The sequence below is a fragment of the Hominibacterium faecale genome, assembly GCF_020734085.1.
Taxonomy (GTDB): domain Bacteria; phylum Bacillota; class Clostridia; order Peptostreptococcales; family Anaerovoracaceae; genus Hominibacterium; species Hominibacterium faecale.
Genome location: NZ_JAJAGH010000003.1, coordinates 314071 through 332371, shown reverse-complemented (window position 1 = coordinate 332371; position 18301 = coordinate 314071). Strand labels below are relative to the sequence as shown.

Annotated in this window: 11 protein-coding genes; 3 read left to right on the top strand and 8 right to left on the bottom strand. The window is 51.1% G+C overall.

The features are described 5' to 3' along the window. Positions 1-54: 54 nt before the first annotated feature. From LG211_RS04305 to LG211_RS04285, 5 genes are all read right to left on the bottom strand, one after another. A complete protein-coding gene (locus LG211_RS04305) occupies positions 55-1329 on the bottom strand; it encodes a ComF family protein (RefSeq protein WP_253019574.1) in 1275 nt (424 codons plus the stop codon). Next, positions 1310-2374, bottom strand: a complete 1065-nt coding sequence (locus LG211_RS04300; protein WP_148394662.1) for a DNA-processing protein DprA — start codon at positions 2372-2374, stop codon at positions 1310-1312. The genes LG211_RS04305 and LG211_RS04300 overlap by 20 nt, the downstream gene beginning before the upstream one ends. 296 nt (positions 2375-2670) lie before the next feature. Then, the gene (locus LG211_RS04295) at positions 2671-4506 is read right to left on the bottom strand and encodes an extracellular solute-binding protein (protein ID WP_227755037.1); all 1836 of its coding nucleotides are present in this window, start codon (positions 4504-4506) and stop codon (positions 2671-2673) included. Between the two features lie 44 nt (positions 4507-4550). Next, positions 4551-6791 (bottom strand): ATP-binding protein, encoded by a 2241-nt coding sequence (locus LG211_RS04290; protein ID WP_269477050.1) that lies wholly within the window; start codon positions 6789-6791, stop codon positions 4551-4553. 69 nt (positions 6792-6860) lie between these two features. Continuing rightward, complete coding sequence (locus LG211_RS04285) at positions 6861-8363, bottom strand: hypothetical protein (RefSeq protein WP_332108594.1); 1503 nt, start codon at positions 8361-8363, stop codon at positions 6861-6863. A 275-nt stretch (positions 8364-8638) separates the two neighbouring features. Between LG211_RS04285 and LG211_RS04280 the strand changes: the two genes are divergently transcribed. Genes LG211_RS04280 through LG211_RS04270 form a run of 3 tightly spaced genes read left to right on the top strand, consistent with a single transcriptional unit; the run spans position 8639 to position 14108 of the window. Beyond that, positions 8639-10351 carry a putative bifunctional diguanylate cyclase/phosphodiesterase gene (locus LG211_RS04280; protein WP_253019569.1) on the top strand — a complete coding sequence of 571 codons (1713 nt, stop codon included), beginning with the start codon at positions 8639-8641 and terminating at the stop codon, positions 10349-10351. Further along, complete coding sequence (locus LG211_RS04275) at positions 10251-13838, top strand: response regulator (protein WP_269477049.1); 3588 nt, start codon at positions 10251-10253, stop codon at positions 13836-13838. Before LG211_RS04280 ends, LG211_RS04275 begins: the two co-directional genes overlap by 101 nt. A gap of 3 nt (positions 13839-13841) precedes the next feature. After that, positions 13842-14108 carry an Hpt domain-containing protein gene (locus LG211_RS04270; RefSeq protein WP_269477048.1) on the top strand — a complete coding sequence of 89 codons (267 nt, stop codon included), beginning with the start codon at positions 13842-13844 and terminating at the stop codon, positions 14106-14108. A gap of 322 nt (positions 14109-14430) precedes the next feature. Here LG211_RS04270 and LG211_RS04265 read toward each other — a convergent pair whose 3' ends face one another. From LG211_RS04265 to LG211_RS04255, 3 genes are all read right to left on the bottom strand, one after another. Next, the gene (locus LG211_RS04265) at positions 14431-15678 is read right to left on the bottom strand and encodes an MFS transporter (protein ID WP_269477047.1); all 1248 of its coding nucleotides are present in this window, start codon (positions 15676-15678) and stop codon (positions 14431-14433) included. Between the two features lie 10 nt (positions 15679-15688). Next, entirely contained in the window at positions 15689-17770 is a 2082-nt protein-coding gene (locus tag LG211_RS04260) for a M20/M25/M40 family metallo-hydrolase (protein ID WP_269477046.1), read from the bottom strand. Between the two features lie 91 nt (positions 17771-17861). Next, complete coding sequence (locus tag LG211_RS04255; RefSeq protein WP_269477045.1) at positions 17862-18296, bottom strand: MarR family winged helix-turn-helix transcriptional regulator; 435 nt, start codon at positions 18294-18296, stop codon at positions 17862-17864. Positions 18297-18301 lie beyond the last annotated feature (5 nt).

The window sequence follows — 18301 nt, the reverse complement described above, 5'->3', positions numbered from 1 at the left end:
TATTATGAAAATAAGGACACCTTATTTTCATATAAAGCGTCCTTTTGGCAGTCTTCAGAACAAGTATCGGTCTTCCTGTTCATGAAAGAACCCGGCGTCCAGATTTCTCCGTTCCAAGCCCTTTTGGTAACTTTCAATATAGGTACACGGAGCCTCTTTATTATAGAGTTCTCTGCATCCAAAGAAGGCTTCCTGAGTCGTCCGGTTAATCCGAAGCTGCATTTCACCGCCGCACTTTCTGCATCGAATCGGCTGCAGAGCGTCCTCCAAAAAACGGTTGATGTCCTGCTTGATCGCTAGTACCACGACCGTCACCTTTTTGGCTCCTGCCACGTATAGTTGTTTGGCCGCCTCTTGCGCCGTAGACCCTGACGTTAAAATATCATCCAGCAAAACGATCTGTTTTCCATCGACCCTTTTTTTCATTTCAAAGGCTCCCTGCACGTTGGCTTCCCGTTCCGCTCGGTTCAAGGTCCGCTGAGAGCCGTATTTTTTCACACAGATCAAGCTGTCAGACAGATCTTCGGCGCTGGTATCCGCGGCAATTGCCTTTGTAATTTCCGCAAAGCGGTCGAACTGCCGGCTATCCTTAGGCGGAATTCGGGTAATGGCGTCGATGCTCTCCCAAGCGGCGCTCTTGATAATCTCCCGATAAATTTCCGTAAAGATTTCAGTCTGCGCTGTATCCTCCCATTTGTGCAGTAGAACCCGTTTGGAAAGCTGATGGCCGTAAGCTCTGGGGTCGTTCTGACTGAAATATCTGCCTGCTGCGATTAACGGACAGGTGTGCGTTTCATCAATTTCCAGCTCTGTTTGGATTGTCCGCATCAAGGTATCCTGGTCTTTCTGCTGATTTGCGTACCGTTGAACACGGCGCTCGGCCAGATAACCCGCACACTCTTGTCCTATGATTTTCTCAATATCTTCCCAGCTTTGTGCAATATGGTCCGGCAGCATGGTAATCAGCTCCGCCGGTATCTCTTCTTCCTTGCAGTAGAATATGCTGGAAATTCCGCAGTTCTGCGCCTGCTTTAAAGCTCCGCGTGAGCCTGTGATCACTACAGTCTGAGCCGATTTGCTGCCAAGCAGCTCTAAGATATGGGCATAAGCTTTATGATAAAAGAGCAGCGGTTCGAAAGGAGTCTCTTCACTGATAAGAAGCGCTTCTCCATTGCTTTTTATTTTTTTCAAACGTTCTTTGTTTATTCCGCAAAGCAAAATTTTCTTTTTCCCGATCTCCGGCAGCAGTTCCCACTTGGAGTCCCATTCTTCTGGAATCGCATCTATGTCCACAACGATTCCCTTCCAATCATTTAATGTTATAAACATATTCTGCCCTTATTCCTTTCGAAAAAATCCTCGCACGTTTGTCACTGGTATCGATCATGTTCTTTTTTACTGCCTGCATGAGATACTCTTGAAGTCTGCTCACCATCTCCCCATCGGTTCTATCGCTCTCCAGGTCCAGAGCCGCAAGGGAAAGGGCACTGAGAATCGTTTCTGCGGCGGCCGGATCGGTCGTTCCGCTTTCTGACAGCGGCGGCGGAAGTATGGAAACAATTAAGCCTCGTTCTCCCACTTGCCCCAAAAGCTCATCCTGCCGCTGCATGGCTTCATCGGGCAGGGGCGTACCGGCTGCCAAAATCGGCCGGTGCCCGTGTTCAAGAACAGCTCGCTCTCCTTCTGTTCGCCCGGCGCTGGCTGTCACTACACCGGCATTTTCCAGCGCCCTTGCCAGACGGGCCGCCTTTTCGCTGATTTCCGTTCCAAGATGATTGCGGTCCTTCATGGCGACAATAGTCTCTTTCAGCAGGCCGGCATCGCCTCTTAAAAACAAATAGGCAGGAGCATTTTCTTTGCTGCGCATCAAGCTGGGGTATTCTTCTGCGTCCCGGTCGATGACCAGATCATCCTGCTCCAATGTTTTAAAGGATTGGCGGATCTGCCTTCCTTTCATAATGATAGCTTCTTCAGAAATGTCCAACGCGTTTGCCAGCACAGCTCCGATCTCCTCAATGGGCCGGGTCAGATGGGTTTTTTCAACAGCCCTGAGAAAAATTGGTTCTGCGATTTGATCCGATCCCTGGCAAAAACAGCGTAGGGCAAAGTAATTGACAGCCTTTTGCAAATGGGGCTGTCTTAAATCGATTTCTTCTTTGTGAATTATTTTTTTCTTAGGCTTGGGCCGATGGGTCCTGCATCCATCCAGGTCATCACGAAGAAAGATCATTTCGCCGGGGCTCCTTTTTACCGGGCTCAGCTGGCCGTCTCCAACCAATTCTTCGAGCCTCTGCATGGTTACACCCAGATACTGAGCAGCCTCCCGGCCGAAGTACAGCTGATCGATCAGGTCCTTTCTTGTTTGTTCGTCCATGGCGCACCTCCTGCTCTGATTTTATCATAGGAGCGTTTCCGCCTCAATCGATTTCAGAAGAATCTGTAAATATCTCCGGCTGTAAGTGGCTGGAAGGGCAGGAATAGCTCAGGAACGGGCCACTCAAAGGAAAAGACTTGTATAGAGCGTGAACTGTCCACAAAGAGCATCGAGTTATTCCAAGAATCACGAGGGTCCTAGAGCGCCGATCTCCAAATATGTTCGGACCTCGCCCAGCTGCTCTATTCATTCAGACTGATGTATGGCGCCATTTGACTGGCCTCAAATCTGCTGTTTTACGGCCTTATAACAGACGGCTCCAGCGGGGTGAGCGGCGAGTGGGTGCTCAAGTACCCGCGCATGGCATCTATGATGGGGATATCTGTCTCGTATGCATTTCCTCTCTCTCCGATTTCATCGGCAAATCCCCTCTTGTTGAAGGCCACGGTATAGCCGGCGTTCTCGTCAAGCCGTGAGCCGTCCGCCAGCGTAACCACCTTCACCGTCCCGTCCTTATTCATCTCGACCGTTAGTCCCGCAGGTATGTAGGGAAAGCCCTCGGTCCCCCCGTCTGTCACCAATCCGGTTTCTAAAAGGCCCGTGATGTCGGCGCCGGACAGTGTCAGCACATAGAGTACATCCGTACAATAATTTGGCAGCAGCGAGATGAGCGCGTCCTCATTGATATCCCCCTCGAAGATCTGCCCGCAGGCACCCCCCATATTCTCCTTGCCGCCGCGCATCACGCCCATCGAGATCATGGCGAAATCCGTCCCTGCCGCGAGCCGGATTGCCTCTGCCTGAAGCTGCACGGTTTCCTCATGGGTAAAATCACAAGCTGCGGTACCTTCAACCGGCATTCCGGTACTGAGATATTCGGCCTGAAGCTTATCCATGCAGGCGAGCACATCGGCTCTGGTACATTTTCCCTGCACCCAGTCACGCACCTTATTCCCGACTCCTATAATGACGGGCTCATACCCTGCATAGGCAAGGGTAGAGACATATCTCTGCCGTATGGCCTGTTCCACCTCATAAAACGGAGAGTCCTCCGGAATCTCACTGTTTTTCAATGGCGGTACATAGTTATCCTTTTTCGATAGAAGAGCTGTCTGGCCCTCCTGCGTGGAGAAAAACTCCATGACCCTCAGCGCATCCTCAAGCTTCTGCTCATTGCCCGGCTCCTCCAGTTCCTTCGACAGGCCAAAATATCTCTGGGGCTGTTGAATCAGCACCATATTGTCCGTCCCCGGGCCATAAAACGGCATAATGCCATACACATCACCTGTACCGTCTTCGTTTTGTGTATATCTGGGAATGGTGCCGGCATTCAGATACATAGCCGCCCCGCGGTCATAAAAGTAATTGGTTGTTTCACTGCTGCTGCGCTTTGTGTCCTCCGCATCCAGAAATCCACAGTCGATCAGTTCCTGGATCGCTTCCACCGCCGTCGACAGCCCCTCCGCCGCCGTTGCGTCTCCGTTCTTAAAGTCCTCCTCCCACTGGCGGCCTTCCGGCGTGGACAGGAATCCTGTCTTTGCCATAGTAAATACGTCGAAGAAGCCGTTTCCGGGCAGTTTGAACTGGGCCGCTACCGGGTCGATTCCGGCCTCCCTGATGACCTTGACCAACGCCTTGAGCTCTTCAAAATTTTGCGGCACCTCCCAGCCGTGCTCCGCAAACATCGTCTTGTTGTAGTATAAACCCATGATTGCGGCGCTGGTCGGAAGCATATAAACGGCGCCGTCCAGTGTGACCTGATTGATATCGACCGTATTGTAGTTATTCAAAAATTCGTATCCCGACAGGTCCAAAAGATACTCTTTCTGCTTATCCAGCATCCCGAATACCGATATCGTATAAATGTCGGGGGGATGCCCTTTGTCCAGCAGATACTGTGAGTAACCGGTGCCGCTGCCCCCGGTATAACTTATGAATTCTAGCCGGACGCCGGGACAGTTCTCCTCCAACGCCGCCAGGAAGGCTGGCTGATCTATATTGAGAGAAAGCAGCGTCAGCGGCTCATGCTCGTCACCGGAAGTGTTTTCGTCGGTGGACCGGCAGCCGGTCAAACCAAGACATAACATCATGATCACGGCCGTGATCATTGCAATCGGCTTTTTCAATTTCATTTTTTAATCCTCCTCGTACGGCCTTTTTACTTTTGCTCTGTATACTAATCCTTTGTTCTGGTACGCAGTTCGACTAAAGCATGAAGCAGCTCTTCGCGTTCGATCGGCTTTGCCAGATGCCTGTCCATCCCGGCCTCAAACACGGCCCTCCGGTCCTCGGCGTAGGCATTGGCAGTCATGGCAATGATGGGTATGGTCTTTGCATCGCCATGACTGCCGGTGCGGATAGCTCTTGTGGCTTCCAGACCATCCATCACAGGCATCATCACATCCATCAGAATCACATCAAAGCTTCCTTCCGGGCGGTCTTCAAAAATTTCCAAAGCTTGCAGGCCGTTCTCCACTCCTGTTACCTCCATGCCGCACTCCTCCAGAATGTACCGGGCGATCTCCATGTTCAGTTCATTGTCCTCCACCAGGAGCACCCGCAATCCTCTTAATAAGGACACATCATCATCCGGTGCATGTTCCTGACGGAGCGGGGCTGTCACGTTGGGCAGGCACAGCCTCACGGCAAATTTGCTGCCCTGGCCCGGCGCGCTTTGCAACTCAATGCTGCCGCCCATCAGGTTCAGGAACTGCTTGACAATGGACATGCCTAACCCGGTTCCTTTATAGCGGCTCTTCGGGCTGTCCTCCGCCTGCGTAAAGGGCTCGAAAATCTTCTGCTGGAAGTCTTCGCTCATGCCGATCCCGTTGTCCTGAATGATCAGCGTGAGTTCAGAGATTCCACCGCCCACATCTTTGCCGCAGGCGGTGAATACAACCTCCCCGTCATCCGGCGTGAATTTGACGGCATTCCCCAGAATGTTGATTATGATCTGCCGCAGGCGCAGTTCGTCACCCGACAGCACCAGCTGTCCCACCCCGGAGAACTCCTTTTTCATCGTGAGGCCGCGTTCCTGTACCTGACCCGCCACCAGGCTGTAGCAGGCATCCAGCAGCGCCTCCACATAAAACGGCTTGTGTTCCAGCTTGACTTTTCCGCTCTCAATCCGTGACATATCTAGTACGTCATTCACCAGGCTTAAAAGATGTTTGGAAGATACTGCAATTTTCCCTAGGCAATCCGCCACCCGGCCGATGTCGCCAAGATTGCGCACCGCAATGTCGGTCATACCCATGATGCCGTTGATCGGAGTACGGATATCGTGCGACATGTGGGAGAGGAATACTGTTTTGGCGCGGCTGGCTTCCTCCGCGGTCTGCGCGGCCTCCTGCAGAGCGGCATTCATCTCCGCCTGCTGGTGCAGCAGCTCCTGGCTGGTCCGATAACGGACAATCAGCAGAATTGCCGTGGATATTGCCGCAAGCACCAGCAATGCGATGGCACCCATGCCGAAGAGCGTCATATTCAGAAAATGCTGCATCTGTGCGCTGACCACAGAGGATGGCACCACGCTCAAAATGGACCAGTCGTTTATGCCCATAGGCACGCTGGTGACATAATAGTGCGTATTCTCCGTGTCCGAAAATTCCATACAGCACTTTTCCCGGCTTGCAATAATGTCTTTCAGCTTCTCATAAGAGCCCTCAAAGCGAAAGGACATCCTCTCCAGAGGCTTGAGTACGTTGTAAACGTCTCCAATCACTTTGCTGTACGACTTGCCCCGATAAACCCGCGTCCCCACGCTGCTTACAAAAAAATTCTCTCCTGAGCCCTCAAAGGAGGGTACCTGGAACTGTTCGTAAAATAAATCCATATCCCGCACCACTGCAACATGTGTGAGGGTCACGCCTTCGGCCTTTAACACGACCGGAGTTTCCATGCGCAGCAGAAACACCATCTCATCGGTATTCTTGGGCGTTGTAGACAGGGTTATGACCTCCACCTGCCGTTTTGGTGAATCATTCTGGATTGACATCAGGTTTCCCTGCCACCGTACCCGGATTCCAGCGGCGTCATAATAATTGCCTGCATTGTCAAACACGAGAAAACTCAACTCATCCTGATCGTGGATCTTGACCTCAGAGACGATCCACTCCGTCAGTTCCGCCGTGCCGGATATCTGGGATGCTTTCATGCGATTTGCCAGGATCGCCGCAAGATTCCATTGTGCGTTGGCAACCGTGTCTGTGGTGGAAACCACCTGCGCCGAAATCTCTGTCATGTAAGCAGCACGCTCCTTGTAGATTTCCCGCTCCAGGGAATGGTAGAACAAAAACGTTAACAGGATAACAACGGAAAAAACCGCGATACAGCTCATAAGCAGCATCGGGAAACGGATCGCTCGGCGCACTTTATGTTTCTGCCCGGAATTCATTGAATTATCGTTGTTTTTCATATCAATTTTTCCCCCTACTGCTTTAACGGCAGCCAATAAAGGCTGGTATTATCGTCACGTTTTCATGTGTCACCCCTCCAGCTCCCGGATCAGTTCCCGGAGCCGGGACTTAATCTTCGTTCGGTGAATACCCTTATATCCCACTTTCTCCGCCAGGCGAAACAGGTACTCCCGGTATAGTGCCACGATCTCAGGCTGGGAGATCTCAAAGACGGTAAAGGGCTCCGAGGCATGCACCAGAAGCGCTCTGTGATTTTCCTTAACCAAAAGGGAGCTCTCCTGTTCAACATTTCCTTCCAGGGGGACGAAGTGATAGTTTTCATGGGTGTCCAAAATATGCAGGATCTTCTTCAAATGCAGGGTATAGGTCTCCGGGGTATAGTAAATAGCCCCGCTCGACCAGCAGGTAGCAGTGATGGGAACCGTACCGGAGCGGACCTGATCGGCGCTGGCCAGGTGAACGATATCAATCAGGTTGTACTGGTCCTGCTCCTGTTCCAACCGCTTCATCTCCTGAAGATAAAGCTCGCCCAGGCGTTTCTGCTCAGGATCCTCTCTTTTTCCTATGGAATCCGCAACAAGTTCAAAGGGCGCGGTCACTGCGGACAAGGAGATCAGCTTTTGAATGCGGAATCCCTGGGGCGACAGGAATTTCATAAAGCATTGGAACAGCTGTTGGGGCTCCGAGTAGGTATTCAGCATAGGCCGGCACAGGGCAAGGTAGGCCTCAAACTCCGATTCCATCGCGCGGAGCAGCCCGGGGTCTGTGGTCTGCATCGTGGCGTAGCTGGTGGGATCGCCCGCCATGGAATGGGACGCGATCGCGATTTGTCCGGGCTCCATGATAATGGTGTGCCGGTAAAGGCGGTCGCGGATATGGGGATAAAAGTAGGCTTTTACCTTGCCGGTCATGTAGAGCGGGATCCAGCGGGCCAGGGATTCCAGAATCTGATCGCCCGAGTAGATCGGCGGTATGATATGGCAGATCTGAAAGCCCTGCCGGATACAGTCCAGCAGCCAGGCCTGCATTTGGGAGGTAAAATCATAATCTTCCATCAGCCAGTCGTCGGTCTCATCGGCAAGAATGCAGATCGTACCCGGTTTCTGCCGGGCCAGCAGGTGTTGGTACATAGACCGCACCGCGGCACGCTTTCCCTCATTTCCAAAATGAATAAAATTCCCTTTACGGCTGATCGTTGCAGCCTCCAAGGTGGAGTTGGACGCAATACCTTTAATGGTCAGCGATTCAAAGCCGCGCATGAAGCGATCCACTCCATCTGCGTCACCGCACAGCCAGCAAAACAGAAATTCTGACAGCTGTTCCTTCTTGTCCATAAGGATCCGTCTGATCCCCGCCATCTCTGACAGAGCTCTTCTCTGGTATTCGCCAGTACAGCGTTCGGCAAGGAAATCCGCCATGCTGCGCAGCGGTTCCAGATTGCGTGGGAGCCCTCTCTTCCCACTGCGGAAACGGCTGATGATGGAGGGGTCTACCTGCGCTGCCTGAGCCAGCTCCCGGTTCGTCGTTTGTGTCAAATTCATGACAAAAATTAGCTTTTCATAGAACTGCAAAGTCTCATCCTCCTTTTTTATACCAGTGTATCGTAAAATGAATAAGTTTGCAACAAAATTCGCATTATGTGTCATTATAAATGACACATAAATGTCATTGTCAATTATGACTAATCCCTTGAATTTTGCCTAAAAAAGAAGTATCCTATAATACGATAGTCTTAAATTGAAAATCATGTCATTGAAAATGACAAATATATGTCATCCGAAATCAGAGCAATATGTATATTATGTATATATATTAGGTAGATAACCTGAAGGATTGAGTGTGAATCATGTTATTAGAGAGAAAAATATTAGTGGTTGAAGACAATGAAATTAACCGGGCTGCGCTTTCCCACGGGGCCACTGACTTTATCACCAAGCCCTACCGCGCCCAGGTCATTTTACACCGGGCAGCCGGTATCATCCGCCTGCGGGAGACCTCCGCCCTCATCCACCAGATCCAGTATGACCGGCTCACCGGGGTGTACAGCAAGGAATATTTCTGCCAGCAGGTCAGGGATATCTTGTTTCGGAACCCGGATGTGAAATATGATATCCTCTGTTCTGACATTGAGGACTTCAAACTGATCAACGACACCTTCGGCATAGCCGCCGGGGACCGCCTACTGCGGCAAGTGGCGGAGCTCTGCGGCCAGCGGCTAGGAGAGCGTGGAATCTGCGGCCGCCTGAACGCAGACCAGTTTGCCTGCCTCCTGGAGCACCGTGAAGACTATGCGGACGAGATGTTCACCCAGTCTGACAGCAGGATCAACAGCGGCTTTGGCGATCAAAATGTGACCATGAAATACGGCATCTACACGGTGGAGGACCGGGAAATCTCCGTAGAACAGATGTGTGACCGGGCGCTGCTGGCGGCGCACAGTATCAAGGGAAAGTATGGCAAACACTTTGCCCTCTACGACGACAAGCTGCGGGGCACGCTGCTGCGCCGGCAGGCCATCACGGACGGCATGGAGACGGCTCTGGCCACGGGGCAGTTCGAGGTCTACCTGCAGCCCAAGTACCAGATCCGGGACGGCCGGCTGGCGGGAGCTGAGGCGCTGGTGCGCTGGAATCATCCGGACTGGGGCCTGCAGTCGCCCGCGGAGTTCATCCCCATCTTTGAACGCAACGGCTTTATCACCAAGCTGGACCAATATGTCTGGGAGCGGGCCTGCGCCCTGATGCAGGCGTGGGATGAGAAAGGTTATCCCAGCGTTAACGTTTCCGTCAACGTCTCCCGGATGGATATTTACAACACAGACCTGGTGGACCTTCTCACGAGGCTCATACAGCGGTACGGCCTCTCTCCTTCCCGTCTGCACCTGGAGATAACGGAAAGCGCGTACACGGATACTTCCCGACAGCTGATCGAAACCTTGGGCGCTCTGCGCAGACTGGGCTTCGTCATCGAGATGGACGATTTTGGCAGCGGCTACTCTTCGCTGAATATGCTCACGGAAATGCCCATCGACGTGCTGAAACTGGATATGAAGTTTATCCAGACGGAGATTACAAAACCTGCCGGCCTGGGCATCCTGCGCTTTATCGTCGATCTGGCCCGTTGGATGAAATTGAGCGTAGTGGCGGAGGGTGTGGAGACTCGAGAACAGCTGGAGAGACTTCAAAACAATGGATGCGACTACGCTCAGGGGTATTATTTTGCCAAACCCATGCCTGTGGAGAATTTTGTTTCGGTCTTGACAGCGCAGGCCCCTTCCGCAGACGTGGAAAGCAGCCGGTCTGTCAGCTCTGTGGACCACATGGGCAGGCTTCTTTTGGTGGCCGACGAGAACGAGGAATACCGTACTCAGGTGCGCAGGACTTTTTCTGACTGCTTCAAGGTACTGGAGGCGACCGGCGCGAGTAAGACCATTGTTGGTCTTGGAAAGGATGAAATCGATGAAAAAAATGATGACTGCCTGGGAGACGTTTCAGGCTTTTTGCAGCGCCTGGTTCGAACGGAGAAACGCCGAGGAGGTCTATCCCTTTTTAGGCGATGAGTTCTGCTTTGTGGGCACCGGGGAGGACGAGTTCGCCCACAGCCCCCAAGAAATGAGGGATTATCTGGCCCGGGACATTCAGGAGATCCCTGAACCCTTCACGGTGGAGCTTACGCTCTTTCAGGAGCAGGAGATCGATGCGGACATCCGCAACCTGTCCGTGGGAATGATCCTCAAGAATACCCAGTATCGCTGGCGGCTGCGGGGATTCTTTACTCTGGTCCGGCGGCAAAAGTCCTGGCGGCTGCGCACCCTGTGGTTTTCCGAACCCAGCAGCAGCCAACGGGGCGAAGAGCACTATCCTAAAACCCTGGTGATGGAAAACATGGCCAAGCAGCGGCAGGACCTGCTTAACGACTCCCTGCCCGGAGGCATGATGGGCGGGTATATAGAAGAGGGCTTCCCCTTCTATTTCGTCAACAATCGAATGTTGGAGCATCTTGGCTATGCGGACGAGGCGGATTTTGTCGCCGACATCAGGGGGCTGGTCACAAACTGCATGCACCCGGACGACCGGGCCATGGTGGACGCCGAGGTAGACAGTCAGATGGCCGGGGGCGGCCAATATGTGGTGGAATACCGCATGAAGAAGCAGGACGGCTCCTACATCTGGGTCCATGATATGGGGCGCCAAATCACGGCGGAAAACGGCAAGCCGGCCATTATATCGGTGTGCATTGACATCACCGCACAGAAAATGGCCCAGGCAGAGGTCATGCACCTGTACAATAACGTCCCCGGCGCAGTATTCCGCTGCCAGTATGACGAAGGATTTTCCGTCGTAAGCGCCAACGACGGCCTTTACAAGTTCCTGGGTTATACCAGAGAGGAATTTGCCGCTCTGGGAAACCGGATGTCAAAGGTGGTCCACCCGGAGGATCTGGGTTCTGTGCAGGCTAGGCTGGAGCTGGACCGGGATCGCGGCTGTACAATTCAGGACGAGCACCGGCTGATCTGCAGGGACGGAAGCGTCAAATGGATATCCCTAAAGGCCCAGCGGCTCACAGAGGACGACGGAAATCAATATTTCTATGGCGTCTTTGTGGATATTACAGAGGAAAAGCAGGTACAGGCGCGGGTCAGGGAGCTCTACGAGAAGGAGATGGCCTATTTTGCCCAGACTGCCTCGGCGAAGGGGAGCATTCAAGGGCGGCTCAACATCACCCTAGACTATGTGGAGAGCTACCAGGCCACCACAGGCCTGGCACTCTTCCGGCGGGGGGATTCCTATGGGGCTGCCGTGGAACGGCTGGCTGAATCCGCCGTGGACCCCGAATATGGTCATTACATTCGCACCGTGCTTAACCGGACTTGTGTGTTAAACGATTTTTCCAATGGAAAAGCCGATTACCACTTTGAATTTCTCCGCAAAAAGAAGAACGGCGGCGTCTTTTTATGCAGCACCAGCTTCCGCTTGCATACCAACCCGGAAAGCGGCGATGTCATCGCCTTTTTCTACACCCTTGATGTGACGGAGCAGAGAATGCTGGAACGGATGCTGGAGCGGGTCTCCAGCCTGGATTACGACGTCATTACGGAGATCGACCTGGCAAGCGGCGCCTACCGTCTGGTGGTCTGTGGCAGTGAGTGGAGTCCCACCGTCCCTCTGGAAGGGGACTTTCAGGAGGAAATCCGAAAGGTGGCGGCCCGCTGTATGGATGAGGCGGAGCAGCAGGAATTTTTGGAGAAGCTGGACCCTGCGTACATGCGGCGGGAGCTTGCCCGGCAAAGCTCCTACACCTTCGTGCTGGAGCTGCGGCAAGACGGCCAAAGACGGGTCAAACGATTCCAAGTTTTCTATATCGGCGAGGAGCTGGGACGGGTGTGCATGACCCGAGCCGATGTGACGAACATCGTCCGGCAGGAACAGCAGCAAAAGGAGGCGCTGGCTGCCGCGCTTGCCGCAGCGGAGCAGGCCAACGCGGCGAAAACGGACTTCCTCTCCCGTATGAGCCATGAGATCCGCACTCCCATGAACGCTATCATCGGAATGAGCGCCATCGCCGCCCAAGCCGTCGGAGACGACGAGCGAGTGGCCGAGTGCATCTCAAAGATTGGCATCTCCTCCCGATTCCTGCTCTCCCTCATCAACGATATTCTGGACATGAGCCGAATCGAGAGCGGAAAAATGCTGCTCAAAAATGAAAAAATCCCCACAGAAGACTTTATAAACGGCCTCAACGCCATTTGCTACAGCCAGGCGGCGGCAAAGGGCATGGAATACGAGTGCATTGTAGATCCCACTCTGGACGATTTTTATATTGGGGACGCCATGAAACTGCAGCAAGTGCTGCTCAATATCCTGTCCAACGCCATTAAATTTACTGGCAAGGGCGGCAAGGTCACCTTCTCTGCAGCACTGCACAGGAAGAGCAAGAACGGCTCCACGCTTCGCTTTATCGTCAACGATACCGGCGTGGGCATCAGTGACGGCTTCCTCCTTCACCTGTTTGAGCCGTTCTCCCAGGAATCCATCGGTACCACCGCCCAGTTCGGCGGCACCGGCCTTGGCCTGTCCATCTCAAAAAACATCATTGATATGATGGGCGGCAAAATCACGGTGCGCTCCATCAAAGGCATTGGGTCTGAGTTCACGGTGGATGTGCAGTTGGGCATCACGGAGGAGGAGCTGCTCCGTCACAACAGGAAAAAGGCACTCCCCAATTTTTCCGCTCTGAAAACTCTGGTGGTGGACGACGACGTGGCGGTATGTGAAAGCGCCGTGGCCACGCTCAAGGAAATGGGGATCACCGCCGAATGGGTGGACAGCGGACGCAAGGCCATCGAACGGGTACAATCGATGTGGGACACAGGAAAGCATTACGACATGATCCTCATCGACTGGAAGATGCCGGATATCGATGGAATCGAGACCGCCCGGCGCATCCGCGCTATCGTGGGGCCGGATGTCACCATCATTATTATGACGGCCTACGACTGGGCTTCCATCGAGCACGAGGCCACGCTGGCGGGCGTCAATCTGCTGATGAGCAAGCCTATGTTCAAGTCCTCTCTAATCTCCGCCTTCTCCAAGGCGCTGGGTGAAAAAGAGGAAATCAGTGCAGGGAATAAGCCATCAGTCTATGATTTTACCGGGCGCCGGATTCTTTTGGTTGAGGATAACGCCATCAACACCGAGGTAGCGGTGGCCCTGCTTGTGAGCAAGGGCTTTGCCGTGGACACGGCGGAAAACGGGCTGCGGGCAATCGAGCTGTTCAGCAAAACCGAGGCGGGCTTTTATGACGCCATTTTGATGGACATCCGGATGCCGCAGATGGATGGGCTGACGGCAGCCAATAATATCCGCCACATGAGCAACGCCGACGCCAAAACCATCCCCATCATCGCCATGACCGCCAATGCATTTGACGACGACATGGAAAAGAGTAAGGCGGCCGGCATGAACGCGCATTTGGCCAAACCCATTGAACCGGAGCGGCTGTATCAGGTTCTCTACGACTTTATTTTGGGCCGGGAGGAGGAATAGAAAATGGCAGATCTAAGAGAAGTCTTTCAGAAATACGGTGGAGACTATGAAACCACAATGGCCCGATTTATGGGCAACGAACAGATGTATTTGAGGATACTCTCCATGCTGCCACGGGATGAGAATCTACATAAACTGGGCCAGACATTACAGGCCGGCGACTACCCCGCTGCTTTTGACACGGCCCACACATTAAAGGGTATGGCCGGCAACCTCGGTCTGAGAAGTTCTTTATTTTCCTTCTTCCGAAGCTTCTTTTATCTGCTTTAACCTTTCCATGAAAATGAGCAATTGGGACAGCCCTGCCGAGAGTGGTGTCGAAAATTGTCGAATAAGAGAATTGGTTCAACAATGTATTATTTTTTGCTTGTTGTTGAGACTTTTCCAGTGCCTACAGGCTACAATTCCTGACAAAGGCTTTAATATAAGAGGTGTTTTCCATTTGGACAGCCTACAAGCCTGTGTTTTAACTCAACAAATGAGTTGTTTTCCTCAATTGTTGAACCAAACTCTTAATCTTCGTCTTGTGGCGCCACAGACAAGTTATTCCATTCGTTCCTGAAAAAAACTCCCTGCCTGGATTCCCGCGGGGTCAGATTGCATGTTTTCTCAGCGACTTTGCATAAGCTGCGAAGATTACCACATTGAGCAGACACAGCACGCTCAGAATAATCCATGCCGGGTAATAGCTCCCGGTGGAATCATAGATCAGGCTGATAATAACCTGCAGCATCCCGCCCAAACCGGAAGCTGTACTGAACATTCCCATTATGGAGCCAAAATTAGATTTCCCATACATAATCGGCAGGATCAAAGGCATAGACAGCGTTGCCACCGGGATTCCAATTCCGTATAAAACAACAAATAACACAATCATTGCCATCGAGTCGATCATTCCATTAATCCAAAAACCAGTAATACATAACGTAACGACAATCATTTCAAATATGGTAACCCTGCGTACGCCATACTTGTCATACAATGCGCCGGAAATGACTTTTCCAAGAATCAACGCAGCGGAACTGATCGAAATCACTGCTGCCGCAACAGACGACGGCATTCCATAATCGGTCATAAAAGGAATACCATGATTCAGTAAGGCCATACTGGCCAAGGTTAGAATTGTGTACCCGATATATACGGCCCAGGTCTGAGGTTGTTTTAAGGCGTCTGACAGGGTAAAATCATCCTCTCTGATTTGCTTTGCAGGATTCTCTTCCGATGTGAATGTTTTAGTACCATTTGTATATTTTAATTCTTCCGGACTTTTTACAACAATGAACCCGATCAAGGGGATAAGTACCACCAGCATAAAAGCTCCTGCTGTAAAATAAGAGGCTCTCCATCCGTAGCTGTTTATTATGAACGTATACAGCGGATTTAAAACCATTGCCCCGGCGCCGCTGCCCACAAATGCAATCCCCAAGGCAAAGCCTTCTTTTTTTTCATCAAACCAGTTTTTTATAAGGATTGAAATGGGAATGTTGCATGTAAAGGCAACCGATACTCCCATAAGTATGCCAGCCAGATAAAAGTATGTAATGGAAGGAGCAACCGAAAAGATAAACATACATACGGCGCTTGCTGTTGTTCCAGCCATCATCAAACGTTTCATATTATACGTTTCCAGCATCTTTCCTGCCAGCATAGAGGAAAGCATCATGGCAAAAGCTTGTATGGTAATGGTAAGTGTAAAGGAAGTTCTGGGGATTCCCAAATCCTCGGATACAGGCTTTACATACACCCCCATGCAGCTTATACAGGTCGCGAATATGAACATCAGGATCAAAAATGACACTGCTACGATGGCCCATCCTCTGGCGTTTTTTCTAATATCCAAAATTTCACCTCTATCTAATATCATCCAGCAGCTTTGCTGCTTTCTTCATATCTTCTGCTGTTTTATCCAATCTAAGGGCGAGTTCTTTTGTAAGAAACTGATAATGCTCGATCATCGCTGCTTTGATTTTTTTGTAATCCGGCGATTGTGAATCTCTCACCTCGATATATTCTTCATAGATATCCGGCATAGGCGAGAGTTTGCCGTAATACCCCCAGGTTCCTTCCATGGGTTTGTAAAGCTCAAACATCCTTCTGCACGTTTCAAGACTGAACCAGTTGATAAACTTTGTAAGCGGCACCCATCCAAAGAGATCCAGATTGACTTTATCGAGGGCAGCCAAAACAGCTTCCTTCTCCGGCCTGTCTTTGTCAAGTTCCTCAATTGCCATTTTGAGAGCTGCGGCATCTGATTGGGTCTGCATATAGGGATAGATGGTATTTTGTCCCACGCTCGATGCGATGCAGCTGCTCAGAACATGCTTGTTATACTGAATCAACTTGTGGTTTGCTTCTATTATGTTTGCCATATCCCCTTTAGCGGTATTGAATTTTTCAACAGAAGCGGTCCATGCTGTTAAAGCCTGATCGACTTTCTCCACAAGTAAAGGCTCCACATCGATTTTTTCAAATTCCTCTTTCGACATGCCCATTTGAACTTCCTTTTCCAGTGAGGAAGTCGCCGGATCGCTGTACCAGGCATCAAAATCTGCAACTCTTCTTTCCAGACTGAAATCAATCAGCCCCTCATCAAAGGCAGTTATGAGATCGAAGCTGGCGTTGGCGATCTGACCCATGGCTTTATAATCAAGATTTTCTACGCAGTCGTAATTCGTATGGTATCGGCCCAGATAATCCTCCCGCATAGAAGTCACAGAAAGGCAAGGGATTCCATGCGCGCAAAAGGTCCACTCATCTGCAATCGAAATGAGCATTTCCAGAGTTCGAACAACAGCAGGGTAATGTTCACCCTTCATGCCTTCCGCACATTTTTCTACAAGTGTCATTACTTCAGGCACTCCTCGAAACATAGTCACTGCGCCTTTTTCCGGCATCACCTCATAATTGAGGACGATTACCGTTTCGTCCCTCCACTCCGGATGGGCTATCATGGCTTCAACTGCACCATGCTGCCAATCGTACACAGTATTGATCTTGCCGTATTCTTCTGAAGACGTAAACAGGAGCCTGATCGTAGCCTCCGGTTCATATCCGGACATTATCATTGCCTTGGCGATTGTCATTACAGTTGCTACTGCTCCGGTATCATCTGCCGCACTTTTTAAATGTGCATCCTGGTGAGCAGCCAGAAGAATGACTTTATCACTTCTTTTCCCAGGAATTTCTGCAATGACATTGTATCCGATACCGCCTTCTTTTGCTAACGTCACCTGTACTTTACTTTCCAAAGTAATGCTCGTTTCCGGCGAATCTTTCAGCTGGTCTTTGAGCCAGGCACCATCCTGCCGGCTGATAAATACCGCAGGGATATCTTCAAAATTATTTTCCCCGTCCGCTCCGATTAACATATCCGGTGCATAAGTTAAATATGTCCCTTCCTTGTTTTCCGGACATGTGGTATAGATTGCGGCCACGGCGCCGCGCACAGTGGCCTCTGCAGATTGCCAGCCGACCCACACAGTATCAAAACTGCCATCCAGCACCACGATTTTGTCTTTGAAAAAATCAGGTTCTTTGCTGATCGCCTCATAATCATCTTTAAATCCTCTGCCTACATAAACAGCCTGCGCCCTGATCTCTCCAGCCGTTCCCTGAAAACCTGCAAACTGGGATGCTGTCAGAAGCCGTTTTGGTATCCTTTTTCCATCTGAGCCGGGGGATCCGTCGATCCGGATCCTGGCTCCTTTTAATTCAAATGCATCTACCGGAATCTCTTCCAGTTTGACATTCTTCAGCCCTGCTTCTTTCAATTCGTCTGCAATGAACTTTGATGTTTTATGTTCTGCCTCCGTGCCTCCCAGTCTGAATCCGATGGGGGACGATGTATAACTGAGCAGGGTTTCCACGATGCTCCTGCCATAACCCTGACAGCACAGCATTCTGCTTGTTTCATAAAAATCATTTTTATCCATTTTATGTTCCTTTCAGTTGATATATCAACTATAAATTCAAAATATAACCGCCGTTTAACGTTCCTGACGGCGATGGGCTTTTAGGTCCTGTTTAATTCCAGGTCATTAAAGCCTTTTCCAGCCTGGCGAGCAGTGTCATGATTTCTTTCAGTTCTTCTTTGCTGAAGGTTTCGTTCACATACCCCTCCAGTTTTTCAATTTCCACAAGACTCTGCTCATATAGTTCTCTGCCTTTTTTGGTGATATAGATCAGATATTCCCTTCGGTCTGCAGGCGAATCCCGCCTTTCCAGCAGCTCCTGCTTTTCCAGGATATCCAGGATCCGCGTGATCGCTGCCTTCTCTTTAAAACAGGACTCAGCAAGCATCTTTTGATTCATATTTTCTTCTGAGTTGTAAATCCGCCCAAGCACGATCCATTGATCGGTGGTGATGCCGAATTTCCTTACTGCATCCTGTGTCTGCATTTTCAGCAGTTTATTGATCCTGTATATGATTGCGTTTAATTCTGTTCTATTTCGCTGCATAACAA